This window comes from Chthoniobacterales bacterium, from assembly GCA_018883245.1.
Classification (GTDB): Bacteria; Verrucomicrobiota; Verrucomicrobiia; order Chthoniobacterales; family JACTMZ01; genus JACTMZ01.
This window is the reverse complement of the sequence record VEQL01000011.1, coordinates 20873-38998: the sequence shown is the minus strand read 5'-3', so window position 1 is coordinate 38998 and position 18126 is coordinate 20873. Positions and strand designations below refer to the sequence as shown.

At 63.0% G+C, this 18126-nt stretch carries 17 protein-coding genes and 1 tRNA gene; 12 read left to right on the top strand and 6 right to left on the bottom strand.

Annotated elements, in window-relative coordinates; all coding sequences use genetic code 11:
* The first annotated feature begins 4 nt into the window (after positions 1-4).
* Both FGM15_05785 and FGM15_05780 read left to right on the top strand, forming a co-directional pair.
* Positions 5-3148: a multidrug efflux RND transporter permease subunit gene (locus FGM15_05785; GenBank protein ID MBU3665373.1), complete on the top strand. Its 3144-nt coding sequence runs from the start codon at positions 5-7 to the stop codon at positions 3146-3148.
* On the top strand, positions 3145-3606 hold the full coding sequence (locus tag FGM15_05780; GenBank protein ID MBU3665372.1) for a tryptophan-rich sensory protein: 462 nt from the start codon (positions 3145-3147) through the stop codon (positions 3604-3606). Before FGM15_05785 ends, FGM15_05780 begins: the two co-directional genes overlap by 4 nt.
* Here the strand turns inward: FGM15_05780 and FGM15_05775 are convergent.
* Entirely contained in the window at positions 3406-4788 is a 1383-nt protein-coding gene (locus tag FGM15_05775) for a glycosyltransferase family 2 protein (GenBank protein MBU3665371.1), read from the bottom strand. The two genes, FGM15_05780 and FGM15_05775, sit on opposite strands and share 201 nt — an antisense overlap.
* A 41-nt stretch (positions 4789-4829) precedes the next feature.
* Here FGM15_05775 and FGM15_05770 point away from each other — a divergent pair, with 41 nt between their 5' ends.
* From FGM15_05770 to FGM15_05755, 4 genes are read left to right on the top strand one after another with little or no spacing between them, the layout of a single operon-like run.
* Positions 4830-5969, top strand: coding sequence for a hypothetical protein (locus FGM15_05770; protein ID MBU3665370.1), 1140 nt, complete (start codon positions 4830-4832; stop codon positions 5967-5969).
* A 19-nt stretch (positions 5970-5988) separates the two neighbouring features.
* On the top strand, positions 5989-6735 hold the full coding sequence (locus FGM15_05765) for a putative 4-mercaptohistidine N1-methyltransferase (GenBank protein ID MBU3665369.1): 747 nt from the start codon (positions 5989-5991) through the stop codon (positions 6733-6735).
* Entirely contained in the window at positions 6732-7307 is a 576-nt protein-coding gene (locus FGM15_05760) for a methyltransferase domain-containing protein (protein ID MBU3665368.1), read from the top strand. Before FGM15_05765 ends, FGM15_05760 begins: the two co-directional genes overlap by 4 nt.
* Positions 7256-8101 (top strand): HAD family hydrolase, encoded by an 846-nt coding sequence (locus FGM15_05755; protein ID MBU3665367.1) that lies wholly within the window; start codon positions 7256-7258, stop codon positions 8099-8101. Before FGM15_05760 ends, FGM15_05755 begins: the two co-directional genes overlap by 52 nt.
* On the opposite strand, the gene FGM15_05750 is transcribed toward FGM15_05755, so the two are convergent.
* Positions 8098-8775: a hypothetical protein gene (locus FGM15_05750; protein MBU3665366.1), complete on the bottom strand. Its 678-nt coding sequence runs from the start codon at positions 8773-8775 to the stop codon at positions 8098-8100. The genes FGM15_05755 and FGM15_05750 overlap by 4 nt on opposite strands.
* Positions 8776-9111: 336 nt before the next feature.
* Between FGM15_05750 and pabB the strand changes: the two genes are divergently transcribed.
* Together pabB and FGM15_05740 are read left to right on the top strand one after the other, a co-directional pair.
* On the top strand, positions 9112-9936 hold the full coding sequence (gene pabB / locus FGM15_05745) for an aminodeoxychorismate synthase component I (GenBank protein ID MBU3665365.1): 825 nt from the start codon (positions 9112-9114) through the stop codon (positions 9934-9936).
* A gap of 37 nt (positions 9937-9973) precedes the next feature.
* The gene (locus FGM15_05740) at positions 9974-10744 is read left to right on the top strand and encodes a hypothetical protein (GenBank protein MBU3665364.1); all 771 of its coding nucleotides are present in this window, start codon (positions 9974-9976) and stop codon (positions 10742-10744) included.
* Positions 10745-10760: 16 nt separating this feature from the next.
* Here FGM15_05740 and FGM15_05735 read toward each other — a convergent pair.
* The 3 genes from FGM15_05735 to FGM15_05725 form a co-directional block, all read right to left on the bottom strand.
* Positions 10761-10834, bottom strand: a tRNA-Pro gene (locus tag FGM15_05735).
* 39 nt (positions 10835-10873) lie between these two features.
* Positions 10874-12163, bottom strand: a complete 1290-nt coding sequence (locus FGM15_05730) for a dicarboxylate/amino acid:cation symporter (GenBank protein MBU3665363.1) — start codon at positions 12161-12163, stop codon at positions 10874-10876.
* Positions 12163-12660 carry a hypothetical protein gene (locus FGM15_05725; protein ID MBU3665362.1) on the bottom strand — a complete coding sequence of 166 codons (498 nt, stop codon included), beginning with the start codon at positions 12658-12660 and terminating at the stop codon, positions 12163-12165. The genes FGM15_05730 and FGM15_05725 overlap by 1 nt, the downstream gene beginning before the upstream one ends.
* A 90-nt stretch (positions 12661-12750) precedes the next feature.
* Between FGM15_05725 and FGM15_05720 the strand changes: the two genes are divergently transcribed.
* From FGM15_05720 to cobA, 4 genes are read left to right on the top strand one after another with little or no spacing between them, the layout of a single operon-like run.
* On the top strand, positions 12751-13542 hold the full coding sequence (locus FGM15_05720; GenBank protein MBU3665361.1) for a hypothetical protein: 792 nt from the start codon (positions 12751-12753) through the stop codon (positions 13540-13542).
* The gene (locus FGM15_05715) at positions 13542-14570 is read left to right on the top strand and encodes a glutamyl-tRNA reductase (protein MBU3665360.1); all 1029 of its coding nucleotides are present in this window, start codon (positions 13542-13544) and stop codon (positions 14568-14570) included. Before FGM15_05720 ends, FGM15_05715 begins: the two co-directional genes overlap by 1 nt.
* Positions 14528-15487 (top strand): hydroxymethylbilane synthase, encoded by a 960-nt coding sequence (hemC, locus tag FGM15_05710; GenBank protein ID MBU3665359.1) that lies wholly within the window; start codon positions 14528-14530, stop codon positions 15485-15487. Before FGM15_05715 ends, hemC begins: the two co-directional genes overlap by 43 nt.
* On the top strand, positions 15477-17003 hold the full coding sequence (gene cobA / locus FGM15_05705) for a uroporphyrinogen-III C-methyltransferase (GenBank protein ID MBU3665358.1): 1527 nt from the start codon (positions 15477-15479) through the stop codon (positions 17001-17003). The genes hemC and cobA overlap by 11 nt, the downstream gene beginning before the upstream one ends.
* A gap of 31 nt (positions 17004-17034) precedes the next feature.
* Here cobA and FGM15_05700 read toward each other — a convergent pair whose 3' ends face one another.
* Entirely contained in the window at positions 17035-18114 is a 1080-nt protein-coding gene (locus FGM15_05700) for an ATP-dependent 6-phosphofructokinase (protein ID MBU3665357.1), read from the bottom strand.
* Between the last annotated feature and the right edge of the window lie 12 nt (positions 18115-18126).

Sequence of the window (18126 nt, the reverse complement as noted above, 5' to 3'; positions counted from 1 at the left end):
CGCCATGCCGCAGTTCTTCATCAACCGTCCGATCGTGGCGATGGTCATCGCCATCATCACGGTCATCGTCGGCTTGGTTTCCATGGCCGGGCTGCCGGTCGCGCAATACCCGAACATCGTTCCCCCGCAGATCCAGGTTATGGCGACCTACGTGGGTGCCGACGCGCTCACTGTCGAACAATCGGTGGCCACGCCGATCGAGCAGCAGGTCAACGGCGTGGACAACATGGAATACATGTATTCCATCAACGCGAACAACGGGCAGATGACGCTGAACGTTTTCTTTGGCGTCCAGACCGACGCGACGACCGACCAGATTCTCACGCAGATGCGCCAGAGTCAGGCCGTCTCGCAATTGCCCGCGGCAGTTTCCAATTACGGCGTGACCGTGCAGAAAAGCACGTCGGCCCCGCTGCTGCTCTTCTCGCTTTATTCGCCCAACGACGAGTTCGACGCGACCTTCCTCGCCAACTACGCCTACATCAACATCAACAACGAACTCGGCCGCGTGCAGGGCATCTCGCAGGTCTCGATTTTCGGAGCCGGCCAATACGCGATGCGCATCTGGGTGCGCCCCGACCAGCTGGCCAAACTTGATGTCACCACCGACGAGATCGTCGCTGCCGTGCGCTCTCAGAACCGCGTCAATCCGGCGGGCAAAGTCGGCGCGCCTCCCGTCCCGCAAGGCCAGGAGTTCGCCAAGTCGGTCATCACGCAGGGATATCTCACGACGATCGAGGAATTCGGCAACATCATCGTGCGTGCCAACCAGGACGGCTCGACGTTGCTGCTCAAGGACGTGGCGGAGATCCAGCTCGGCGCGCAGAACTACAACCTGCAAGGCCGCTTCAACGGGAAACCTTCGGCGATCATCGCCTGTTACCAGACGCCAGGCTCGAACGCGCTCGACGCAGCGGAGAGCGCAAAGAAATTGATGCAGCAGCTTTCGGAGCGCTTCCCGCCCGGGCTCGCCTACGTCGAGTCGCTCGACACGACCAAGGCGGTCACCGCCGGCATCGAGGAAATCGTCAAGACGCTCTTCGAGGCGCTGCTGCTTGTCATAGTCGTCGTCTTCGTTTTTCTCCAGGGCTGGCGCGCAACGCTCATCCCGCTGCTGGCCGTTCCGGTCTCGCTCATCGGAACGTTCGCCTTGTTCCCGCTCGTCGGTTTTTCCATCAACACGCTTTCGCTCTTCGGGCTCGTGCTGGCCATCGGCCTCGTCGTCGATGACGCCATCGTCGTGGTCGAGGCCGTGGAGCACCATATCGAGCAGGGGATGAGCCCGCGCGATGCCACGATCAAAGCCATGCAGGAAGTGTCCGGCCCCGTGGTCGCGATCGCACTCGTGCTTTCCTCGGTCTTCATCCCGACGATCTTCATTCCCGGCATCACCGGAAGTCTCTACCAGCAATTCGCCGTCACCATTGCCATCTCGGTCTGCATCTCGGCTTTCAACGCCCTTTCCCTCAGCCCGGCGCTTTCCGCGCTCATTCTCAGGCCCAAGACGGGAAAAACGCGCGGGCCGCTCGGCGTTTTCTACGACTGGTTCAACCGCGTGTTCGGACGCGCGACCGACAACTACGTGCGTCTCTGCGGCACCGCGATCCGCAAACTTGTCATCAGCCTCGGGTTCCTCGTCGTGATGGGGGTGCTGGCGGGATTCTTCGGCAAGAAGCTTCCGCCTGCGTTCCTGCCCGAAGAGGACCAGGGGTATTTTTACGCCGGCGTGCAACTGCCCGATGCCTCGTCGATGGAACGCACCAGCCAAGCGTGCAAACAGATCGAACAGATCATGATGAACACGCCCGGGGTGGAATATGTGACGACGGTCGTGGGCTTCAACCTTCTGAGCACGGTGCAGACGACATACAATGGATTTTTCTTCGTCACGCTCAAGGATTGGGATCAGCGCACCACGCCCGAGTTGCAATACAAGAACATCATGCGCCGGATCAACGCGCAGTTGGCCGCGTTGCCCGAAGGAATCGCGTTCGCCTTTTCGCCGCCGGCCATTCCCGGTGTCGGCACTTCGGGCGGTGTCAACTTCGTGCTGCAGGACCGCAGCGGGGGATCGGTCGATTTCCTCGCCCAAAACACGAGGGTGTTCATCGAGGCCGCATCCAAACGCCCGGAACTTGAACGCCTCAACACGACGCTGCTTCCGAGCGTCCCGCAGATCAAAATGGACGTCGATCGCGAGATGGCCATGACCCAGGGTGTTCCGATCGACAGCGCCTACAACACGCTGCAGACATTCCTGGGCGGCACGATGGTGAACTACTTCAACCGTTTCGGCCTGCAGTGGCAGGTCTATGTGCAGGCCGCCGGCGAGTTCCGCAATTCGATCGAGAAGGCCGGGCAGTTCTATGTTCGCAACGGCGAGGGAAAATCCGTTCCGCTTTCCGCGCTCATCACGTCCAAACCCCGCTACGGCCCGGAATTCACCATGCGCTTCAACATGTATCGTTCGGCGCAGATCAACGCCAATGCCGCGCCCGGCTACAGTGCAAACCAGGCGATGGCCGCCCTCGAAGAAGTCTTCGCCCAGACCATGCCGAAGGAAATGAGCTACAATTACCTGGGCATGTCGTTCCAGGAAAAGCAGGCGGCCGAAGGTGTGTCGCCCGCCGTCATTTTCGCCCTGGCCCTGGTCTTCGTGTTCCTCATCCTTGCCGCGCAATACGAAAGCTGGTCGCTTCCGTTCAGTGTCCTCCTCGGCACGCCCATCGCCGTCTTCGGCGCGTTCTTCGCGCTGTGGGGACGCTCGATGGACAACAACATCTACGCGCAGATCGGCCTCATCATGCTCATCGGCCTCGCGGCCAAGAACGCGATCCTTATCGTCGAGTTCTGCAAGTCGGAATACGAGGGCGGTAAAAATCTTTTCGATGCCGCGCTTGCAGGTGCGCGTGTCCGCCTTCGCCCGATCCTCATGACCGCCTTCGCCTTCATTCTCGGATGCGTCCCGTTGTGGACTGCCACCGGCTCGGGCGCGATCTCGCGCCAGACCATGGGCACAGCTGTCATAGGAGGCATGCTTGCCGCCACGCTGTTCGCCATTTTCATCATTCCGGTGACTTTCTACGTGGTGGAAAAATTGTCCGGATCGAAACCGGGCGAATCCGGGACAGAAGCTTCCCCAAAGTGAAAAGCGCGCCGGCACTGGTCGCCTGGCTCGCATTGACATTCTGCGCGGCGCTCACAGGCATTTTCATCCAGCCGGCGGGCTATTACGACGAGCTGGTCAAACCTGCCTGGAGCCCGCCCGCGTGGGTCTTTGGTCCGGTATGGACAGTGCTTTACATCATGATGGCCGTCGCCGCTTGGCTCGTCTGGCAATGCGGCGGATGGCGGAAGCAGAGTCGTCCCTTGGGGATTTACCTCGTGCAGCTCGCGCTCAACGCGCTATGGACGCCCCTCTTCTTCGGTTTGCGCAGCCCGGGTTTGGCTTTCGCCGAGATTCTCGTCCTTTGCATTTTTGTCATTCTCACCCTGCGCGCCTTTTTCCGTGTGCGTCCCGTCGCCGGATGGCTGCTTGCGCCCTACGGGCTTTGGACGGGTTTTGCCGCCGCCTTGAATTTTGCCATCTGGCGCCTGCAGGCCTGACACTGCGAGTTCGTCCATTTCGAGCATCCGGCGTGCGCTGCGATCACCCAGCCATGCGCCGAAGCGGATCCACCCGGAATTTTTCGCGGCCTCGGCGATTTTCCCGAGCCGTTCGTTCTCTGCCCGCATCTTGGTTAGATCTTCGCGTGTGCGCCGCAGGGCGGAGGCGTAAGCGGCCAAGTCGGGGGCGTCTCCGCCCGTCAGGAGATCCTCGAGCCGCGCGGGCATGGCGAGTGCCCCGAGTGCGTTGGAAATTCTTTCGGTGAGGCGTTCCGCGAGCCTTTCGTCCGCATCGGCGGCGAGGCAGAGGACGACTTGCTGGAACAAGTCTTCGCGGACACCGGAAATATTCTGCCATGCGGCGCGGTGGTAGTTCACGAGGTTGCGGCGCGTCTCGGGCGAGTCCGGCAATTTGTCCCCGAGTGTCTTCAGGATTTTGACCTGCATGCGCAGCAGGTCCGTGGCCGTGCTGGCGGAGTGCTCGGGCTGTCCGCCGCCCGGGTAGTGGCGGAGCAGAGGCTCGTCGATGACCGTCAGAAGACCTCGCAATCCGGTCAAAACCGTCAACCACTGGACCAAAATAGGCACGTCTTCGGGAAGTGGATTGCCTTCGAGAAAGGCACGGCGCACGAACAAATTGGAAAGCGGGCCGGCGAAGTTTCCCGCGCCGAGCCAATCGGCCAGACCAATGCCGCACCTGCCCGGCTCCCAGAGACGATCGTAAAATTGGCTGCGCCGGTCCTCCTCCGGAATGTTTTCGCCGCGGCTGTCCACGGCGACGAGGGCGGTCACGGCGACCGCGGGTGGGCGTATGGCGTGCGCGTCGCGCATTTCGACGAGGCAACGCTCGATCCGTGCCGGGGCATAAGCGTCGCCTGCCTGCAGAAAGGCGATGTAGTCCGTCTCCGACAAGTGTTTGGCCACGTGGTTGACCGCGGCAGGCAGAGGGCCGTGGGGAACTTGCACAATCTCAGTGCCAATACCGTCGAGAGTTTTTGCTGCGGTATCCGCTTCTTTGCTTGTTCCGTCGTCGAGCAGGACCACCGTATCGGGCCGCCTGCTTTGGGAGAGCAGGGACTCGAGCGACTTGCGCAGTCCCGGCATGCGCGGAAAGAGCGGCACGACGACCGCTACTTTTTCGTCGTTTGTTGGCTGTTGCATGCTGCTGCGCAGTGCTTCCATTCCTATCCGATCGTGTTGTAGAATTCCACCCACATTAAATTATGAGCAACCGCACCTTTCCTCCGTTCAGTTTGAGCCGTCTGCTCAAGACCACATTCGATCCGAAGCCCGGGCAGCGTGTCGCGGTCCTTATCGATCTGAAAAATCCGCGCGACATCGAAGGGTTCAAGTTTCTCCAGGATCAGGCTTTGACCGTGCAGCGGAAGGCGCACGATGTTTTCTACCAGGGCCTCAAGAGCGGTGTTCTCGCGGAACTCGGGCTCAAGGGTGGCGAGCTTTACGCCTACGAAATGACCGGCGGCAGCAACCTCGACCTCCCCGATGAAGCGTTCACGCCAGAGGGCAAACAGGTCAGCTTCGAAAAAGATATTTATCCCAATTACGACCTTATTCTCTGCGTATCCACTTATTCGGCGACTGCACCGCTCACCGCATCCGCGAAGAAACACGGCTTCCGCGGCGCCACGTTGCACGGGGTCAACGACATCATCCTGGGTTCGGGCCTGGCCGTCGATTATGACGAAGTGAGCGCCGAAGCCGAGAAGCTGCGGCAAGGCATGACCCGCGCCGACTGGGTGGAGCTGGATTTTTATCTGGGCGACAAAAAGCACACGCTCAAATTGGAACTCGGCAAGCAGGAGGCGCAAAAAAGCCACGGCCTTTGCCGCGGCACCGAACCGGATGTCGCCAATCTTCCCGCTGGCGAAATTTATTTTGTGCCGGTCGGCGCGGAAGGTGAGTTCCCCATGAAATACGAGGACGGGACCCTCGGCCTCATGCACGTGACCGGCGGGCGGATCGCCAAGGCGACGCTTATCAAGGGCAACGCCCCGACCATCGAAGCGCACAACCGCAAGCTCCAAGGTGATCCCGTCACCGGCGAACTCGGCGAACTCGGTTTCGGCACGCAGGTGCTCCCGGTGTCCGGCCGCGACATACAGGACGAAAAAATCCGCGGAACGTTCCACATTGCCACCGGCCGCAGCGACCATTTGGGCGGGAGTCTCACACCGGACCGCTTTGCCAACAAAATGAACGCGACGCACGACGATATTCTTTTCTCCCCGGAGAAAACGCCCGAGATCACAGCATCCGAAGTCCGCATATGCCGCGACGGGAAGGTCGAGGTTTTGCTCGAAAACTTCCGGCCCGCGCCCTACATGGAAGGCCTGCTGAAATAGGGGGGTGGCCGGAGGCGTGGTGGCGGCGATCTACGAAAGCGACCGGCTTGTCCGGGAATATCTTTTGTTCCACTACGGGGAGCCGGAGGAGGTTTTGCCGTGGAAGTCCGGACCGCGTGATGCGTTGGAATTTGCGCGGCGCTGCGTCAGCGAGTTGCTGAACTCATCCTCGCTGGGTCGCGGATCGCGGGCGCTGGATCTGGGCTGCGCGGTGGGAAGATCCGCTTTCGAACTTGCCGGTCATTGCGGCGAGGTGATCGGAATCGATTTCTCGCGCGCGTTCATTGCGGCGGCGGAACAAATCCGGACGGCCGGAAACTTGGATTACGAATATACCGTCGAGGGTGCCCGCACGGCGCGCGCCACGGCGAAAATTCCCGCGGGAATCGATGCCGACCGCGTGAAATTTTCCGTTGGCGATGCCATGCAACTGCCGGAGGATCTGGGGGCATTCGACGTGGTCCTCGCCGCGAATCTTGTCTGCCGCCTTCCGGATCCGGCGAAGTTCCTCGCCCGCCTGCCGTCGCTGGTCAAACCGGGCGGCCAGTTGCTGATGACCACGCCCTTCACCTGGCTGGAAGAGTTCGCGCCCAAGGAAAAGTGGATCGGCGGAACACAGGCTGCGGGAAGCGCGTCGGAACTCGCGCGCATCCTCGAGCCGCACTTCGAACTCAAGCTTTCCAAGGATCTGCCGTTTCTCATCCGCGAGCACGCGCGCAAATACCAATGGACCGTGGCTTGGGGAACACGATGGGTTCGACGATGACCGACTGGAACCGGCGCTACGAGGAAGGCGACACGCCTTGGGAAAAGGGCGTGGCGCATCCCGTCCTCGGCGGAATGCTGGCCCGCGGTGTGCTCGACGGCCGTGTGCTCGTTCCGGGGTGCGGCACCGGACATGACGTTCGCGAGCTTTCGCGGTTCGGCCTGGCGCCGGTGGGGCTCGACGTTGCCCCCTTGGCCATCGAACGTGCGCGGGCCCATGCGCCTGCCGGCGAAGAGTCATACCAGCTCGGTGATCTCTTCGATCCACACGACGAGTGGCTCGGCGCCTTCGACGGTGTGTTCGAGCACACTTGCTTCTGCGCCATTGATCCCGCGCGGCGCGCGGATTACGTCCGTGCTGTGTCCTCGGTGCTGAAGCCCGGCGGTCGGTTGCTGGCGGTCTTTTACGCCGACCCGGACAACGGGGGCGAGGGGCCGCCGTTCGGATGCACGCGCGGGGAACTCGACGCGCTGTTCGGGGAAAACTTCCGTTTGCTGGAGGAGCATTTTGAGATCCCCACATATCCCGAGAGGGAAGGCCGGGAGTTGCTTCGGCTCTACGAGCGGGTTTGAATGCCGTTGTGAAATTCCGCGCCGTGATCTTCGATCTCGATGACACGTTGGTGTGGGACGAACGCGTTTCGCGTCAGGCTCTCATGGAAACGGCGGCGCTCGCCGCGGCGGAGACCGGTTCTGATGCGGGGCGTCTTGCGGCAGCAGCCAAAAGCGCGGCTGAAAAGCTCTGGCATGCCCATGCGCCGGTCGAGCGCTGTGATGCCCTGGGGATCGTGGCCTTCGAAGGAATGTGGGGCCATTTTCACGGCGAGGAGGATTATCTGCGCCATCTGCGCGAATGGGTGCCGCGGTTCCGCGCTGAAATCTGGCGGGAGGCGTTGCGCGAAGAGGGCGTCGAAGACAACGATCTTGCGGAGCGTTTGGGCGAATTTTTCCGCCAGCGCCGGCGCACGTTGCAGGATCGGTTGCCCGGCGCGGAGGAAGTGCTCCACCGGCTCAGAGCGGGCGGTGTGCGCATCGGGTTGCTGACCAATGGCGCTCCCGATCTGCAGCGCGAGAAAATCGAGCATTCCGGCCTCGGGATGTATTTCGATGCCGCTGTTGTCTCCGGTGAAATCGGCACCGGGAAACCGGAGCCGGCGATTTTTAATCATCTGCTGGACAAACTGCAGGCGCAACCCGCGGAGACCCTCATGGTGGGCAACTCGCTGGCGCGGGATATCGTCGGCGGCAAGCGCGCGGGGTTGCGCACGTGCTGGCTCGCGCTCGAAGGGGAAGAGGAGCCGGTCGGTCTGGTCGAACCGGACTTCACCATCCGCTCGCTCGGGGAACTCCCGGCGATCGTTTTTTAACGCACGCTCACCGGTTCTTCGTCCGCGGGAAGAACGCCGGGATATTGCTGCGGCGGAACAAACTTTGCCTGCGGTTGCGGAAGCGGCGGCTCGCGCAGAGGCCATGTCGGTTCGACGCGGGTCTGGAACAGCCCGGCCGCCGATTCCTTTTCGAGCTTGTCCGCATAGTCCTTGAGGCTCGGGTCCGCCCGCCTGACTTTGTCGAAAAAGAGCGCATACCACGCGCGTCTCGCCGCGCGGTAATCCTCGGGAGCCGGGGCTTTCTCGGCCATCATCCGCAGCTCCACGAGCCGGGGATCCTGCTCGATGCGCGCCTTCAATTTGCGAAGGCGGATGCGCGCTTTTCTTTCCGCTTCGCGCGGATCCTCGAGCACCGGCAGTCGTGCGGGAACGCGGGGTGCGGATCGCGAGTATCCGCCGGAAGAAGCTGTCCCCGTGCCGAACAAATCATCGCCGAAAATGTTTTCCTCGCCGGGCAGCGGCGAATCCATTTTCGGCAGGGGTTCCTCGCCCGGCTCAAGGGCGGGTTCCTTGAGGACGCTCTGCTCGGCGTCCGTGATCAGCTCCGCGCTCGGGGCAGGTTTGTCCGCGGCCGGGACCGCCTGCGCACGCAGCGGTGCGGAGGTCACGAGAAAACCGAGCGCTGCAACGAAATAGAACCACCGGCCGACCATGCGGAGCACCTTAACGCGCCGCCCCTTGAAATGGAACCGCTTTCCGGTTGAGATCGGCCCGTGCCGGATCCGTTCTCGCGTCTGTTGTTCCAAGGAGAAGAAGGGGCCTTCTTTGACGGCGGCGGCTTCCGTCACGGCGTCCGTGCAGCGACAGCACCGGAGAAAATTCTCGAAGGCACCTGGGAAGACTGGGGAATCATCGAAGAGAACCTCGGGCGAGAAGGACCGGGCGGGCTGGCGGGGTGGTTCGATTACGAAGGAAATTTCCGCTTCGGCGTTTTTTCCGAGTGGTTTTCGTGTGGGGATGCGCTTCCGGCAGGTGCGGCGCCAGTGCAAATGCCGGACTTTCGTCCCGGTGTGACGCATGAGGATTGGGTTCGCCGGGTCGGTGTGGCTAAGGAATATATTGCCGCGGGTGACATCTATCAGGTGAACCTCACGCACACGCTCGGCGCGCCGTGGACTGGAGATGCAGGTCCGCTTTATCCGCGGTTGCGTGCGACCAGTCCCGCACCGTTCTCTTGCTTTCTGCGCCTCGGTGACACCACGGTGCTCAGCACGTCTCCGGAGTGCTTCTTGGATATCGACGGACGGCACATCGTCACCCGGCCGATCAAAGGAACGCGTCCGCGTTGCTCCGACCAGGATGCCGACCGCGCGGCGGCGCGCGATCTGCTGCGCTCGCCGAAGGAACGTGCGGAACTCACCATGATCACCGATCTCGAGCGCAATGATCTCGGGCAGGTGTGCGATTACGGGAGCGTCCGGGTGACCGCGCTTTGCGCGCTTGAAAGTTTCGCCCAGGTGCATCATCTGGTTTCGACGGTCGAGGGCCGGCTGCGCCCGGAGGTGACCGCCCTGCAGGCGTTGCGCGCCTGTTACCCGGGTGGCTCGATCACCGGTGCCCCGAAAAGGCGCGCGCGAGAAATCATTTCCGAACTCGAGCCTTCTCCGCGCGGTATCTACACGGGCGCGATCGGATTTTTCGGCTTCGATGGACGCGCGATCTTCAACATCGCGATCCGCACTCTCGTCGTTCGCGGCGGCATCGCGACCTTCGGAGTGGGCGCCGGCATTGTCGCCGACTCGGATCCGGAGGCGGAATATGAAGAGACGATGCACAAGGCCGCCGGGCTTTTCTCGGCTCTTTCAAGTCGATGATGTTGGCTTCGTTGCCAGAGTGATGTTTCTTGGTCGGATGAAATCCCCGCGTTTCGTTTTGCTTGCCGCCGTTTTGGCCCTGGCGGGAAACCTCGTCCTGGCCGGCATCCTTTTGGGTGCACGCTCGGTAGCAGACACCAGGCTGCGCGGAATCGCCTCTGTCCTGACCGGGCTCGCCGGCGAGTCGATCAAGACCACCATCCGGGTCAACCAGCCCATGGAAATGCGTGCGACCATCGAAATCGTCAAACCGACCGGCATAGATCTTTCGCTCCAAGTGCACGACAAGCTTCCGGTCAAACTTCGTGTGAAGGTTGACGAGAAGCTCAAGGTGCCGGTGGAACTGAAGATCGACGAGTCATTGCAAGTGGACCGCGCGGTGATGGCGGCCGACAAAACGAAAATCCGCGCGCGTGCCAACATCAAAATCGACCAACCCATCCAGTGGCGCGTGGCCAGTCCTCTCCGGCCTCTGCTCAACATCAAGGGGTCCGTTCCGTTGGACCACGAAATGGAGGTCGAGTTTCCCGAGGATTTGCGGATCAGCGGAAAAATCCCCGTGCGGCTCAGCCTGCACGAGGAGATGGAGGTGCCGGTGAGTTTCGATGTTCCGGTGGATCAAGCGATGGATCTGGATCTCGCGATCAAGCAGCGGGCACTGGTCGGGTTCCCCGAACCGCTGGAGATTGTCGGCACGATCCCAGTGGTCATCGACATTCCCGTGGAAATTCCGCTGAAAGAGACTCCCGTCGGCCCCGCGCTGGATGAGATCGCTGTCGCTGTCGGGAAACTGCTCGATCTCCGCTGAGCTTCGCGGGAGGAAATCGGGGCGACAGGATTTGAACCTGCGACCTCCTGGTCCCAAACCAGGCGCTCTACCAAGCTAAGCTACGCCCCGTTTTGTCCTGACCGCAAACTAGCGCGGCCCGGCGATTTGTCAGGCGGAAACCCGCGGATAGACCTTTTCACCCTCGCTGCGCGCTATGATCGCGGCCCCGCAGGTATCGCCGAAAACGTTCACTGCGGTGCGCATCATGTCGAGCATGCGGTCGGTTGCCATCACGATGGCCACCGCTTCCAAGGGCAGCCCGACGGCTTGCAGGATGATCACGATCGCCACCAAACTTGCGGCCGGGATACCGGCCACGCCGACCGAGGTCAACAAGGCCAACAGGGCGACCAGCGCCTGTTGCGTCCAGTCGAGGCTCACGCCGTAGAGCTGGGCGATGAAAAGCACGACGGCGCACTCGTAAAGCGCGGTGCCGTCCATGTTCACCGTGGCACCGAGGGGCGCGACGAAGCCCGCGACGCGCGGCGAGATCCGCGCGTTTTTTTCCAGGCATTCCAGAGTGACGGGAAGTGTCGCCGACGAGGAGGCTGTCGAGAAAGCCGTGAGAAGCGCCGGCAGCATGGCGCGGTAATGCTGCCACGGCGAAAAGCCGCCGAACACGCGCATCAGCGCGGCGAGAACGCCGAACATGTGGACCGCCAGGCCCCCGGCCACGCAGATGAAAAAGAGAAGCAGCGGTTTGATGGCAGCCGCGCCTCCCGCCTGCACGGTTTGCGCCATGAGTGCGAAAATACCGAACGGGGCCACGCGCATCACCGCGTGTGTGATCGCCATCATCACATCGTTGGCGCTTTCCCAGAACGACTGGAATGCTTCGCGCCTGCCATCGGGCAGGCGACCGGTGAAGAACCCGAAAAGCAGGGCAAAGAAAATGACCGCGAGCATTTCCCGGTTCTGGGTGGCCGCTCCGAAGACGTTCACCGGAACAACGCGCAGCACCACATCGGCCAGATCGCCCGCCGAATGATCCGACAGACCCTCGCGAATGCTGTCCGCGTTTCCCGGCACCGCTGCAAGAAGGCGCGACGAGACCTCGCTGTCCACGCGTCCGGGTTGGACCGCGTTGAAAATCAGCAGGGCGAGCAGACAGGCGAGCAGTGTGGTCGTGGCGAAGTAAGCGAGGGTTTTGAGCCCGAGTCGCCCGAAGGCGTGGTCGCGTCCGAGGCCCGCCACACTGGTGATGATCGAGGTGGCGACCAGGGGAACGACGACCATTTGGAGCAGGCGGAGGAAAATGTCGCCGATGAATCCGAGCACTCCCCCCACCGTGAGCGTTCCGATGCCCGCACCGGATGGCGCCACTGCTCCGACGATGGCACCGACAACCAGCGCGACGAGGATGCGTGCGGCGTCTGACAGCTTTGGCCCCGCACCCATCAGAGGTTGTGGCGATCTTCGAGCTGTCGCACCATGCGCCTCACATGCGCGTGCTTCTCGCGGGGCTTGAGCACGGCGTAGCTGCGTTGCGGATCGCCCCATTCGAGGATTTCGATCGTCACGCGTCGCACGCCCCAGCGGTTCATTTGTGCCCGGGTCGGCTGGTAAAGATCGATGGTATTGGTCCCGGCGAGCATCCACCCGTAGTCATCGACCTCGTAAACTTCGCCGGTTTCCACGAGGCGGAACTTCGTGCCCAAGGGCCACCGCGACCAGTCGGCGGCCGCGCTGTTGATGCTGCCCCGTTGCAGGGTCGTTCCGGATGCCGTGCTCCTGCCGTGCTTGCGGTGATCCGACTCCGTGTGCGTGTAGGCAGTCGTGCGCACATTTTGCACCGGCGCCGGCTTGAGGGGCTTTTCGTAAGGCGGCAGTTTGCGTCCGGTGGCGCAGCCTGCAACGAGCAGGGCCGCGATCGCGCAGGGAAGGACGACTCGCATGGTGTTTGATGGCACGGCGAGCGTGCGCGCGCCAGTCGAATCTGCGTCCTTCTTGCCCCGTGCCGCCTGGGGCGATAATTTGGGCCGCCCATGGAACGCTATTTTTTGGCGGTCTCGACGCTTTGTTATCTTCTCGCCTCCGGCTACTCGCTGGTCTTGTCGGGCGCGGGAAAATTCCGCGCCAGCCGTTTCATCCTTGGCGCGATGCTGGCCGGGTTCGTCTTGCAGACCACGTTCCTTTACCTGCGCGGCCAAGCGGTCGGGCGTTGCCCCATCACAAACTCTTTCGAGGTTCTCGTTTTTCTCAGCTGGTCGATCGCCCTGTCCTATCTGGTCGTTGGCACCGCCTACCGCATCTCCCTCCTCGGCGCTTTCACCGCGCCGCTGGTGCTCGCGTTGCAGCTGGCGGCATCTGTGCTGCCTCTGGACCGGCCGTCCGCCCCGCGCGGTGTGCCCGATGCGTGGCTGGAGTTGCACGCCGCCACGAGCCTGATGGCCTACGGCGTGCTCGGGTTGGCCTGTGTCGCGGGCGTGATGTATCTCGTGCAGGAGAAGCAGCTGAAAATGCGCGTCCCGGGATCGCTTTTTCACGTTCTGCCGCCGCTGACAACTTTGACCGAGGCGATGCGTCGCCTGCTTTGGTTCGGCACGGGACTTCTCACCGCGGGCATCCTGGCGGGTTTTCCGGTCGGTGTGCCCGTGGGCCGGTGGAAGGCGGGCGCCTCGGTTGTGGTGTGGATTGTTTACGCGGGCGTGCTCGCGCTGTGGCGCCGTAGGTATCTCGGTCCGCGCGGCGCCGCGATCGCGTGCAGCGCGGCATTTGCCCTGGCTTTGGTCACGCTGCCCGCGATGTATGCACTCAAAGGTTATTTTGCGCACTGATGGAAATCTTTTGTCTTGGTCTTAGCCACCACACGGCGGGCGTCGCGCTGCGCGAGCGTTTTGCCGTGGCGGACGAGCGCCGTGCGGCGATCCTCGCCGATCTGCGCGAGCAGGCGCGTTTGCGCGAGGCCGTGCTGCTCTCGACCTGCAATCGCGTCGAGGTTTACGGGCTCGCGCCGGATGCCGCGCAGGCCGCGAGCACCTGCGCCGAACTTTTGCAGCGCCAAGCCGGGATCCGCGCCGAGTTTTACCGCCGCGAGCACGAGGAAACCGCACGGCATTTGTTCCGCGTGGTCTGCGGCATGGACTCGATGGTCGTGGGCGAGACCGAGGTGCTGGGTCAGGTGAAGGATGCTTATGCCGAAGCGCTGCAAAGCGGACTCACGGGATCCGCGCTCAATCGTCTCTTCCAGCAAGCTTTTCGCGTGGCCAAGGAAGTGCGCAGCGTCACCGCGATCACACGGGGTTCGGTTTCGGTCGGTTCCGTGGCCGTCGAGTTGGCCGGGAAAATTTTCGGTGATCTGGCATCCTGCCGGTCTTTGCTTCTCGGAGCCGGCGAGACCGGCGAGCGCGTGGCCCGGAGCCTGCGCTCCAGGGGCGTGCGGAGCCTTGTGATTTCCAACCGCACTTTCGAGCGCGCGGCTCAACTCGCATCAGAGCTTGGCGGCATGGCGCTGCACTTCGACCATTGGAAAACCGCGCTTTCGGATGTGGATATTGTCATAACCTCGACCGCGGCGCAGGGTCGCCTGCTTTCGCGCGCAGAACTCGTCCGCGTGTCTTCGGAACGCGGGGACCGTCCTCTTTTTCTCCTCGATCTCGCTGTTCCGCGGGATCTCGATCCCGAAATCAACTCGCTACCGGGCATTTTCCTTCATGACCTCGACTCGCTGCAGGCCATGGCGCGCCAAGGCATGGATTTGCGCGAGCAGGAGATCTCGCGCGGTGAAGAAATGATCGCCGGCGAAGTCCGGACATTTTTCGAATGGCTCCGGCAAAGGGCGGGGCAAGGCCGCGTCGATCCATGAGCCGCGATTTCATCCTGGCCACGCGCGGCAGCGAACTTGCGCTGGCCCAGACCCGCAATACGGCGGCGCGGCTTTCGGCCTGCTGGCCGGATCTCGCCGTTCGCGAGATGGTTCTTCGCACCACGGGCGACCGCAGACTGGATGCGGATCTGAAGACGCTCGGAGGGCTGGAGAAAGGGCTTTTCACCAAGGAACTCGAGGAGGCATTGCTCGCGGGCAGGGCGCATGCGGCGGTGCACAGCCTCAAGGATTTGCCGACGCGCTTGCCGGATGGCCTCGCCCTCGGCGCGATTCTGCCGCGCGCCGCAACGGCCGATGTCCTCGTTTCGCGCACACCCGGCGGTCTCGACGCGTTGGCCGACGGTGCCCGCGTCGGCACGGGAAGTCCAAGACGCCGCGCCATGCTTCTTGCCGACCGTCCGAAAGTGCTGCCCGAGGGCATACGTGGCAATGTGCCGACGCGTTTGCGCAAGCTCGTCGCGGGTGAATTCGATGCCGTCATTCTTGCCGCCGCCGGTCTCGAGCGCCTTGGCTACGCGCCAACCGGGAACCTTTCCTTTGAAGGGGAAACGTTGCACTGCGGCGCGCTCCCGAATTTTTTGCCTGCGCCCGGGCAGGGTGCCGTCGCGGTGGAGATCAGGGCCGGCGACGAGGTGAGCGGGGAGAGATTGCGCCCTTTGCACGATACCGACACCGCCGAGGCCGTTGCCGCCGAGCGTGAAGTTTTGGCCCTTTCCGGAGGAGGATGCCATGCGGCTCTCGGTGCACGCGCCACGCTGGCGGGTTCGAGGATAACGATCGAGGCGATGATGTTTGACGCGCGGGACGGTTCCCCGAAGTATGCCACGCTCTCGGGCGGACGGGCCGATGCCGCGCAATTGGCCCGGGAAATCGTGCGTCGATTGAATGAAAGCTGAAAAAACATCGGGAATTTGTCATCTCGTCGGGGCAGGGCCGGGCGATGTCGGGCTGCTGACGCTGCGAGGCCGCGAGGTTTTGGGAGCGGCCGACACCGTGATCTACGACCATCTTGTGAATCGCGAACTTCTCGGCTTCGCCCCCGCAAAGGCGGAGCTGATTTATGCCGGAAAAAAATCCGGTGACCATGCCATGGCGCAGGATGAGATCAACCGCCTTCTCGTGGAAAAAACTTCCGCGGGAAAACGCGTTGTCCGGCTCAAGGGCGGGGATCCGTTCGTCTTTGCCCGCGGCGCCGAGGAGTGCATGGCGCTCGCTTCCGCCGGATTGCCTTTCGAAGTCGTGCCCGGCGTCAGCTCCGCCGTCGCCGGCCCGGCTTACGCGGGCATTCCGGTCACGGCGAGAACGTTGAATTCGGCGCTGACGATTTTCACCGGCCACCAGGATCCGTCCGGTGCGGAAGCGGCGGCAAGCTATCGCGCCATCGGCGCTGCTCCCGGCACCAAGGTGATGCTCATGGGAGTCGAACATCTGCGCGGTATTGCGGCGTGCCTTGTGGCCGGCGGAACGTCACCCGCCACGCCCGCCGCCGCCGTGCGATGGGCCACCCGGGGCGACCAGAACGTCGTGCGCGGGACGCTGGCGGACATCGCGGATCTGGTCGAGTCCGCAAATCTGCGGCCGCCGGCAGTCGTGGTTTTCGGCGACGTTGCCGCCTTGGCCGGGGAAATGTCCTGGACAAAATTCCGTCCGCTTTTCGGCCGCCGCATTGTCGTCACGCGCAGCCGCGCCCAGGCGTCCGCGCTTTCCGGCGCGCTTCGCGCACTCGGGGCCGACGTTTACGAGCTGCCGCTCATCCGGCGGGATCCTCCGCACGACCTCCGCGAGTTTGCCGAACTCGTCCAGGACGCCCACGCCTACGAATGGATTGTTTTCACCAGCGCCAACGGTGTGGACGCCTTTTTCGAGTTTTTCCGGAAGCTTTATGACGATGCGCGGGAAATCGGGGGAGTGAGGTTTGCCGCGGTCGGCTCGGCCACGGCCGACCGCATACGCGCTCAGCATTACCATGTGGATCTGGTGGCGGAGAACTTCCACGCCGAGTCGCTGGTGGAAACCTTCCGGCGTCACACCGATGTCGAGAACGTGAAAATTCTCGTGGTGCGGCCGGAAGAAACCAGCGGCAGGCTGACAGAGGGACTCAACAAGCTCGGTGCGATCGTTGATGAAGCGATCGCCTACCGCACGGTCGCCGAAACGGATGACCGCACCCGCGCCCGCGAACGCCTTGCCGAGGAAGGTGCCGACCTCGCTGTTTTCACCAGCTCCTCGACGGCGCGCAATTTTTTCACTCAGAAGATCCCTTATGCAGCGGATCTGAAATTTGCGAGCATCGGGCCGGTGACGACAAAAACCCTCGCGGAGTTCGGCGTGCGTCCCGTGATCGAGGCCGATCCGCACAGCATCGAAGGGCTTGTCGCCGGTGTCACCGCGTATTTTGCGCGTTTAGGATAAAAATCAGAACCCGTCGCAACCGGGAGAGGTTCTACTCCCCGAGACAGATTCCGAGACCTCTGGCGTGGCGCAAAATCTGGCTGTCGGGCGTCACGGTGCGCCGGCGGTTGACCGCATCAGCCAGCGCGACATCGGTGACGCCCCCGAAGCGGTAGCTGACCATGCGCCCGAACATGCCGTCGGCGGCAAGTTCCACCGCTCTCACGCCGAATTGTTGTCCCAGCACACGATCGAAAGCCGTGGGTGTTCCGCCCCGCTGCAGATGCCCGAGCGCGCAGCAGCGCGTCTCGCGGCCCGTGCGTGCCGCGACGAGGGATTCCACATAGTTGCCGATGCCGCCGAGTCTGCTGTCGCCCGTCGAGGTCTGGCGCCTTATCTGCCGTCCGGATTTCGCGCGTGCGCCCTCGGCCACGACGGCAATCACCGACCGCTGTCCGCGCCTTTCGGATTCCTTGATGAATTTCACGATGTTGTCCCCGTCGAAAGGTATCTCGGGCAGCAGGACGAGGTCCGCACCTCCGGCGACCGCACCGTGCAAGGCGAGCCACCCGCTCTGGCGCCCCATGACTTCGACAACCATGACGCGCCGGTGACTCTCCGCGGTCGTCCGTAATTCCCCCACGGCTTCCGCCACGCGCGCCACGGCCGTGTCGAAACCGAATGTCACGTCGGTCGAATCGAGGTCGTTGTCGATGGTCTTCGGGACGCCAAGCACGCGGATGCCCGCCCGCGAAAGATGCAACGCGGTGCGCAGCGAGCCGTCGCCTCCCATGACGATCAAAGCGGCCGCGCGCTGTTGCTCCATGGCGTGTCGCGTCGCGCGCAGCAGGGCATCGGGCAAAACGGGCTCGCCGGCCGGCCCCCGGCGCAGTTGGAAGCGACCCTTGTTGGTCGAGCCGAGAATGGTTCCTCCCTGCGATTCGATGCCGCGCGTGTTCGCCGGCGTCAGAAGACGCGCGCATGACGGGTCGAGCAGACCTTCGTAGCCCTCGGCGAAACCGACGACTTCCGTGTCGCGTTGAGCCGCCGCGCAAACAATTCCGCGGATCACCGCGTTGAGACCCGGGCAGTCCCCGCCTGCCGTGATGATGCCCAGTCGGGATGAAGGCATGGTGGGCCTCCG

What these genes read in the sequence shown, in the direction of transcription:
- FGM15_05785 (MBU3665373.1), top strand. Translation starts at nt 5, where the DNA reads ATGCCGCAGTTCTTCATCAACCGTCCGATCGTGGCGATGGTCATCGCC.
- FGM15_05720 (MBU3665361.1), top strand. Translation starts at nt 12,751, where the DNA reads ATGGAACGCTATTTTTTGGCGGTCTCGACGCTTTGTTATCTTCTCGCC.
- FGM15_05775 (MBU3665371.1), bottom strand. Translation starts at nt 4,788, where the DNA reads ATGGAAGCACTGCGCAGCAGCATGCAACAGCCAACAAACGACGAAAAA.
- FGM15_05750 (MBU3665366.1), bottom strand. Translation starts at nt 8,775, where the DNA reads ATGGTCGGCCGGTGGTTCTATTTCGTTGCAGCGCTCGGTTTTCTCGTG.
- FGM15_05715 (MBU3665360.1), top strand. Translation starts at nt 13,542, where the DNA reads ATGGAAATCTTTTGTCTTGGTCTTAGCCACCACACGGCGGGCGTCGCG.
- cobA (MBU3665358.1), top strand. Translation starts at nt 15,477, where the DNA reads ATGAAAGCTGAAAAAACATCGGGAATTTGTCATCTCGTCGGGGCAGGG.
- FGM15_05770 (MBU3665370.1), top strand. Translation starts at nt 4,830, where the DNA reads ATGAGCAACCGCACCTTTCCTCCGTTCAGTTTGAGCCGTCTGCTCAAG.
- hemC (MBU3665359.1), top strand. Translation starts at nt 14,528, where the DNA reads ATGGCTCCGGCAAAGGGCGGGGCAAGGCCGCGTCGATCCATGAGCCGC.
- FGM15_05700 (MBU3665357.1), bottom strand. Translation starts at nt 18,114, where the DNA reads ATGCCTTCATCCCGACTGGGCATCATCACGGCAGGCGGGGACTGCCCG.
- pabB (MBU3665365.1), top strand. Translation starts at nt 9,112, where the DNA reads ATGCCGGACTTTCGTCCCGGTGTGACGCATGAGGATTGGGTTCGCCGG.
- FGM15_05760 (MBU3665368.1), top strand. Translation starts at nt 6,732, where the DNA reads ATGACCGACTGGAACCGGCGCTACGAGGAAGGCGACACGCCTTGGGAA.
- FGM15_05730 (MBU3665363.1), bottom strand. Translation starts at nt 12,163, where the DNA reads ATGGGTGCGGGGCCAAAGCTGTCAGACGCCGCACGCATCCTCGTCGCG.
- FGM15_05740 (MBU3665364.1), top strand. Translation starts at nt 9,974, where the DNA reads ATGAAATCCCCGCGTTTCGTTTTGCTTGCCGCCGTTTTGGCCCTGGCG.
- FGM15_05725 (MBU3665362.1), bottom strand. Translation starts at nt 12,660, where the DNA reads ATGCGAGTCGTCCTTCCCTGCGCGATCGCGGCCCTGCTCGTTGCAGGC.